This is a genomic window from Methylobacterium sp. CCH5-D2, assembly GCF_001556475.1.
Lineage (GTDB): Bacteria > Pseudomonadota > Alphaproteobacteria > Rhizobiales > Beijerinckiaceae > Methylobacterium > Methylobacterium hispanicum.
Genome location: NZ_LSIX01000907.1, coordinates 1 through 6,523, shown reverse-complemented (window position 1 = coordinate 6,523; position 6,523 = coordinate 1). Strand labels below are relative to the sequence as shown.

General features: G+C 70.0%; 8 protein-coding genes. 4 read left to right on the top strand and 4 right to left on the bottom strand.

What is annotated here, in order from left to right; all coding sequences use genetic code 11:
- From AX737_RS24595 to AX737_RS24580, 4 genes are all read left to right on the top strand, one after another.
- Nucleotides 1-372: transporter substrate-binding domain-containing protein (locus AX737_RS24595; protein WP_156453932.1), on the top strand; the 372-nt coding region annotated here is incomplete at its 5' end.
- A gap of 56 nt (nucleotides 373-428) precedes the next feature.
- On the top strand, nucleotides 429-794 hold the full coding sequence (locus AX737_RS24590; RefSeq protein WP_066925884.1) for a nucleotidyltransferase domain-containing protein: 366 nt from the start codon (nucleotides 429-431) through the stop codon (nucleotides 792-794).
- Entirely contained in the window at nucleotides 745-1,260 is a 516-nt protein-coding gene (locus AX737_RS24585) for a hypothetical protein (protein WP_238230346.1), read from the top strand. Before AX737_RS24590 ends, AX737_RS24585 begins: the two co-directional genes overlap by 50 nt.
- 76 nt (nucleotides 1,261-1,336) lie before the next feature.
- Nucleotides 1,337-3,028 (top strand): lysine--tRNA ligase, encoded by a 1,692-nt coding sequence (locus AX737_RS24580; RefSeq protein ID WP_066925880.1) that lies wholly within the window; start codon nucleotides 1,337-1,339, stop codon nucleotides 3,026-3,028.
- Between the two features lie 74 nt (nucleotides 3,029-3,102).
- Here the strand turns inward: AX737_RS24580 and AX737_RS24575 are convergent, their stop codons facing one another.
- The 4 genes from AX737_RS24575 to AX737_RS24560 form a co-directional block, all read right to left on the bottom strand.
- Nucleotides 3,103-4,266: an acyl-CoA dehydrogenase family protein gene (locus AX737_RS24575; RefSeq protein WP_066925877.1), complete on the bottom strand. Its 1,164-nt coding sequence runs from the start codon at nucleotides 4,264-4,266 to the stop codon at nucleotides 3,103-3,105.
- A 103-nt stretch (nucleotides 4,267-4,369) separates the two neighbouring features.
- Nucleotides 4,370-4,633, bottom strand: coding sequence for a hypothetical protein (locus AX737_RS24570; RefSeq protein WP_066925874.1), 264 nt, complete (start codon nucleotides 4,631-4,633; stop codon nucleotides 4,370-4,372).
- A gap of 289 nt (nucleotides 4,634-4,922) precedes the next feature.
- Entirely contained in the window at nucleotides 4,923-5,912 is a 990-nt protein-coding gene (locus AX737_RS24565) for a phosphoribosylaminoimidazolesuccinocarboxamide synthase (RefSeq protein WP_066925887.1), read from the bottom strand.
- A 100-nt stretch (nucleotides 5,913-6,012) separates the two neighbouring features.
- Nucleotides 6,013-6,234, bottom strand: coding sequence for a hypothetical protein (locus tag AX737_RS24560; protein WP_066925872.1), 222 nt, complete (start codon nucleotides 6,232-6,234; stop codon nucleotides 6,013-6,015).
- Nucleotides 6,235-6,523: the final 289 nt, after the last annotated feature.

Sequence of the window (6,523 nt, the reverse complement as noted above, 5' to 3'; positions counted from 1 at the left end):
GGCGGCGTGGGCGTGATCGCGGGCAGCGCCCACGCCGCCTATCTCCGCGCCTTCTTCCCGAAGGCGCAGGCGAAGGACTTCACCGACCTCGCCGCCGCCGAGGGCGCGCTGAAGCGCGGCGAGACCGACTACCTGTTCGCGGACGGCGTCAACCTCGCCCTCTGGCTCGGGGGCCAAGAGGCTGCCGGATGCTGCGCCTTCACGGGTGGCGACTACCTGGAGAACCGCTATTTCGGGGAAGGGATCGGCCTCGTGACGAGGCCCGAGGACGCCGCGCTGTCCCGCGCCCTCGACGACGCGCTCCAGCGCCTCTGGGACGACGGCAAGTACGCGGAGCTGTACCTGCGCTTCTTTCCCGTGAGCCCGTTCTGAAACGGCGGGGCATCCACTATGTTTCGGATCGGGGTTCCGCAGCGGATGAATCCGTCATGGCACGCATGACCCGGTTCGCGGAGGTCGCCGCGGTGCGCGGCGCGGAACGGCACCGCCGGGCCAGGGGACTGGCCGAGCGTTGCCTCGAGGCGCTCGGCGTGCTCGGCTATCGAGCCGCCCTGATCGGCTCCCTTGCGACGGACCGCTTCCGCCTGCACTCGGACATCGACATTCTGGTCGAGAGCAGGGTCGATCCGGCCGAGCGGGCAGAGGTCGAGCGCGTCGTCGCAGGCATCATCCGCGGCGCTGGAATCCCCTACGACCTGATCTTCGCCTGCGATCTCACGCAGGAGCAGCGGGAGGCTTTCGAGCATGATCGCGTCGTCGCATCCCGCCTTCGCGAAGCTCGGGCCGAAGCTTGAGCGGGCCGCGCGCGAACTCCGGAACCTCGATGCCTTCCTCGGGCAGTACGATGCCCTGCCGCCGGAGGCCGTCAACGCCTGGGGCCGCATGACGGCGATCGCCGCTGCAATCCACAACGTCTACAACGGCATCGAGGACACGCTGCTCAGTCTCGCCAATGATATCGACGGCTCGGTCCCGACCGGCGAGACCTCGCATCAGGATCTGCTCGATCAGATGCGCGCCGCCGTCCTGGGTCTGCGTCCCCCGCTTCTCGATGACGCTCTCTACGTCGCACTGACCGAGCTGAAGGGCTTTCGGCATAGGGTTCGGCATCGGTACGGTTTCGATCTGGATCCAGGCAAGACCAACGAGAGTCTCGATCGGATGCGGGCGACATTCCCGGCCTATGTCGAGGCCGTGCGCGGGCTGGAGCGCGACCTCGCCGGCGATCCTGGCGTCCCTTCCAGCGCGGATCCGGCATGAGCCCCCCGCGTTGACCCGTCCGGCGCCCCTACCGTAGTGAGGCGGGTTCTCGGCACATGCTGGAACGTACCGCTTCATGCCCGCCCCGCTCACCCTCGACCCCGACCTGATCGAGGCGGCCGCGCACGCCGCCGCCTGGCCCTTCGAGGAGGCGCGCAAGCTCGTCGCGCGGCTGGAGCGGAAACCCAAGAACGAAGTTCTGTTCGAGACCGGCTACGGCCCGTCGGGCCTGCCGCATATCGGCACCTTCGGCGAGGTCGCCCGCACCTCGATGGTGCGCCACGCATTCCGGGTGCTGACGAAGGACGCGGTGCCGACGCGCCTGATCGCCTTCTCGGACGACATGGACGGCCTGCGCAAGGTGCCGGACAACGTGCCGAACCGCGAACTCCTGCAGGGCGCCCTCAACCTGCCGCTGACGCAGGTGCCCGATCCATTCGGGACGCATGACAGCTTCGGCGCGCACAACAACGCGGAGCTGCGCCGCTTCCTCGACGCCTTCGGCTTCGACTACGAGTTCCGCTCGGCCACCGAGTGCTACCGCTCGGGCGCCTTCGACGCGACGCTGATGCTGGTGGCCGAGCGCTACCAGGCGGTGATGGACATCATGCTGCCCTCGCTGCGCGCCGAGCGCTCGGCGAGCTACTCCCCCTTCCTGCCGATCCACCCGGTCACCGGCCACGTGATGCAGGTGCCGATCGATCGCGTGGACGCCGCGAAGGGCACGCTCGCCTGGCGCGACCCCGCCACGGGCGAGGCCTACGAGACTCCGCTGACCGGCGGCCACGCCAAGCTGCAGTGGAAGCCCGACTGGGCGATGCGCTGGGTGGCGCTCGGCATCGACTACGAGATGGCAGGCAAGGACCTGATCGACTCGGTCAAGCTCTCGGGTCAGATCGCCCGCGCGCTCGGGGCCGAGCCGCCGGAGGGCTTCAACTACGAGCTCTTCCTCGACGAGCGGGGACAGAAGATCTCGAAGTCGAAGGGCAACGGGCTCACCATCGACGAGTGGCTCGCCTACGGTACGCCGGATTCGCTCGCGCTGTTCATGTTCAGCAAGCCGCGCGAGGCCAAGCGCCTGTTCTTCGACGTGATCCCGCGCCACGTCGACGAGTACCTGAACTTCCTCGACCGCTACCGGAGCCAGGACGCCAAGCTGCGCCTCGGCAACCCGGTCTGGCACCTGCACGCCGGAACGCCGCCCGAGCCTGAGCGCGTCGAGGGCGGGGGCGTCAACTTCGCGATGCTCCTGAACCTCGCGGCGGTGGCCAACACCGAGGACAAGGCGGTGCTCTGGGGCTTCATCCGGCGCTACGCCCCCGGGATCGGGCCCGAGACGCACCCCTATCTCGACCGGCTGGTCGGGCACGCGCTGGCCTATTTCCGCGACTTCGTGCGCCCGGCCAAGACATACCGGGAGCCGACCGCCGAGGAGCGCGCGGCGCTGGAGGATCTGGCCGCGACGCTGGCGCCGCATGCCGGCTCGACCGATCCGGAGGCCTTGCAGGCCGCGGTCTACGAGGTCGGGCGGCGCCACTTCCCCGACCTCTCCGGCAAGGCCAAGAGTCCGGACGGGCGGCCCGGCGTGTCGCAGGCGTGGTTCTCCACGATCTACAACGTGCTGTTCGGCGAGGCCCGCGGCCCCCGTTTCGGCTCCTTCGTGGCCCTCTACGGCGTCGAGGAGACCCGGGCCCTAATCGCCGCGGCGCTCTCGGGCGCGCTGATGGCCGACCACGCCGCCTTCACGGCAGGCCGGTCGGCGGCCTGAACGCGTTCTCCGGTCGGCGGCGCCGGAGGGCGCGGATCTCCCTCTCCCCCGTATGCGAGGAGAGGGGGGCGGCCTCAGAACGAGCGCGGCAACCCCAGGATGTGCTCGGCCACGTAGGACAGGATCAGGTTCGTGGAGATCGGCGCGACCTGATAGAGCCGCGTCTCGCGGAACTTGCGCTCGACGTCGTACTCGGCCGCGAAGCCGAAGCCGCCGTGGAACTGGATGCAGGCGTTGGCCGCTTCCCAGCTCGCCTTGGCGGCGAGGTACTTGGCCATGTTGGCCTGGGCCCCGCAGGGCTCGCCCGCGTCGTAGAGCCGGCAGGCCTCGTAGCGCATGAGGTTGGCCGCCTCGACCTCGATGAAGCTCTCCGCGATCGGGAACTGCACGCCCTGGTTCTGGCCGATCGGGCGGCCGAACACGGTGCGCTCACGCGCGTAGGCCGTGACCTTGTCGATGAACCAGTAGCCGTCGCCGATGCACTCGGCCGCGATCAGCGCCCGCTCGGCGTTGAGCCCGGTGAGGATGTACCGAAAGCCCTGCCCCTCCTCGCCGATCAGGTTCTCGGCCGGGATCTCGAGGTCGTCGAAGAACAACTCGTTGGTCTCGTGGTTGACCATGTTGAGGATCGGGCGGACGGCCATGCCCTTCGCTCTCGCCTCGTGCAGGTCCACGAGGAAGATCGAGAGCCCCTCCGACTTCTTGGCGACCTGATCGAGCGGCGTGGTGCGGGCCAGGAGGATCATCAGGTCGGAGTGCTGGATGCGCGAGATCCAGACCTTCTGCCCGTTGATCACCCAGCGGTCGCCCCGGCGCGAAGCCGTGGTCTTGATCTTCGTCGTGTCGGTGCCGGCCGTCGGCTCGGTCACGCCCATCGATTGCAGGCGCAGTTCCCCGGCGGCGATCTTCGGCAGGTAGTGCCGGCGCTGCGCCTCCGAGCCGTGCCGCACCAGCGTGTTCATGTTGTACATCTGCCCGTGGCAGGCGCCGGAATTGCCGCCCGAGCGGTTGATCTCCTCCATGATCACGGAGGCTTCCGTGAGCCCGAGGCCGGAACCGCCGTAGGCTTCCGGGATGAGCGCGGCCATCCAGCCGGCCCGGGTCAGCGCGTCCACGAAGGCTTCCGGGTAGCCGCGCGCCGCGTCGACCTCGCGGTGGTACGCGGGCGGGAACTCGGCGCAGAGCGCGCGCACCGCGTCGCGGATGTCCTGGTGCTGCCCGTGGTCGATCGTCCGCATCGCGTCCTCCCCGCCGTCACGACGATCTACGGGGGCGCGGCCGGGGCCACAAATACAGCTTGCGTCACCGGGCCATAGCGTTCCGCTATAGGGGCGGCAGGGCCTACCGCAGGTAGGCCGCCATCATCTCGGCGACGGCGCGGGTCGCGTAGGCCGGCGGGGTCTCGCCGCGGCGGACCGGGAAGGCCTCGACCACCCGGCGGCCGGCCAGGATCGCGTCGACCTCCTCCGACAGGAGCCCGTCGTCGAGGGCCGCCGCCAGGGCGGCCCTGCCGTGACCGCGGTCGCGCGGCGCCCATACGACGGCGTCCTCCTCCGGAAGCGCGGGCGTATCGAGGAGATCAAGGGTCGCGTCGAGATCGAACATCGTCGTCATCCTTCCGTGCGGGGGCTGTCGCGGGGAGGCGGCCCGTACACGGAGGGCGCGGGGACGGTTCCCGCGCCGCATCGGTCCTGTTGAAATCGATCCTGTTGGCGTGTGTCCTGTCGCTCGAAGCCATCGTGCCTGTCCGCGGGTCGGATGCGCGGCGCCCGTAAGCACCTGCGTCACGATGGAAATCTACGCCGTCACCCGCGGAATGTGCTTTCAAAGATCCGGTGCGCCGCAGGCGGTCCCTGTCGGCAGGCGGTGCCGGCTTGGAAGGTTGCCGCCGGCCTCAGGTCCGCGCGCCCAGGAGCCCGGCGGCGGCGAGGTTGCGGCGGACGCGCTCCAGCGGCACCTCGGCCGGGTCGGGCAGCACGAAGCGCTCGCCCGTGATCCGCTCGTAGGCGCCGATGTAGACGGCCGCCGTCTCCAGCACGACCTCGGGCGGGATCTCGGGGATCGGATCGCGGTAGGGGTCGCAGCGGGCCACCACCCAGTTGCGCACGAAGTCCTTGTCGAAGCTCTCGGGCGCCGTGCCCGCGGCGAGCCGCTCCGGGTAGCTCGCAGCGAACCAGTAGCGGCTGCTGTCGGGAGTGTGGATCTCGTCGGCCAACACGATGCGCCCGTCCGCGTCGGTGCCGAACTCGTACTTGGTGTCGGCCAGGATCAGGCCGCGCTCGGCCGCGAGCGCCTGGCCGCGGGCGAACAGGGCGAGCGCGGCCTCCGACACCGTGCGCCACTGCTCCGCCGTGAGGAGCCCCGTCTCCAGGATCTCGGCCTCGGTCAGCGGCTCGTCGTGGCCGCCGTCGAAGGCCTTGGTGGTGGGGGTGATGATGGGCCGGGGCAACCGCTCGTTGGGGCGCATGCCGTCGGGGAAGCTGTGGCCGTACATCGTCCGCTCGCCGGCCCGGTAGCGGGTCAGGATCGAGGTCGAGGTGGTGCCGGCGAGATAGCCGCGCACCACCACCTCGACCGGGAGGATGTCGAGGCGCTTGGCCACGACGACGTTCGGGTCCGGATAGGCGAGGACGTGGTTGGGGCAGATGTCGGCCGTGCGCTCGAACCAGAAGCGCGCGGTTCGAGTCAGCACCGCGCCCTTGAAGGGGATCGCGGCGAGCGCCCGGTCGAAGGCGCTGATCCGGTCGGTGGTGATCAGGATGCGGCGCCCGTCCGCGAGATCGTAGTTGTCGCGCACCTTGCCGCGGTAGCGGTTCGGCAACTCGGCGATGTCCGCCTCCTGCAGGACCTGATGGGCGTGCGCGGCGAGGTCGGCCGGGTTCATCGACGGGCGCTCCATGGGCGGCGGCTTCCCCGCCGGAATCTGCCGTCTTGTGCGCGCAACGCCGCCCGAACACCAGCCTTCGGGCCGCCGGCAGCCTGTCTCAGTGGGCCTCCTGCCAATCCAGGGGCGCGCCGCCCGGGGGCGGGTTGCCCCGGCCGCGCCGGGCATCCGGCCGCAGGGCGGCGAGGCAGGCGGCCCCGGCCGTGACCGCGCTCGCGCCGAAGGGGGCCGCCACCAGCGCGAGCGCCGGGCCGAGCGGCTGCCAGAGGGCGGCCAGGGTCAGGGTTCCACCCGCCCAGGCGGCGGACACGTACAGCAGCATGGCGGCCTTTTCTCGAAGCTCCTGGCCGATGCTGAGGCCTTTGTCTTAAGATCCCCTGGACGGCTCCGCCCGCGTTACGCCCTGTTCCGTGCAGGTACGAGGCCGCCGGCTCCACCGAGTTCGGTCCGGATGGTCGTGGACGTGGTACAGTTCCATGCAGTCAGGACATGACACCATCCCCGGATCGGGGGATGGTGCGGCGCAACATGACGTGTCACAACGCTTGTGCACGATCGCGATGGCGTCGCGGTCGCGCAGCCCTCTTTTGGGCGTTTCCTCCCTAGACTTC